1 protein-coding gene is annotated in these 265 nt (G+C 75.5%); it reads left to right on the forward strand.

Going from position 1 to position 265, the window contains the following annotated elements:
• A partial coding sequence (locus ACKX14_RS16010) for an exodeoxyribonuclease VII large subunit (protein ID WP_422449397.1) occupies positions 1-265 on the forward strand: 265 nt, incomplete at both ends.

A 265-nucleotide genomic window follows, 5' to 3' on the forward strand; every position in this document is an offset into this window, starting at 1 on the left:
CGCGTGCATCCGGGCGGCCGGCTCGCGCAGCAGGCGCAGCGGCTGGACGAGCTCGAGCTGCGCCTGAGGCGCGCCGCCGAGTCCCTGCTCGCGCGCGTGGAGCACCGGCTGAAGCTGGCGCAGCGCGGCCTGGATGCCATCAGCCCGTTGGCTACGCTCGAGCGCGGCTATGCCATCGTCAGCGGGCCGGACTGCCGCGTGCTGCAGGATGCGACGGAGGTGAAGCCCGGCGATGCCATCGAGGCGCGCCTGCGCCGCGGCGTGG

Source organism: Thermorhabdus hydrogeniformans (assembly GCF_049310025.1).
In the GTDB taxonomy this organism is placed as follows: Bacteria; Bacillota; Thermosediminibacteria; order Thermosediminibacterales; family Tepidanaerobacteraceae; genus JBJYKD01.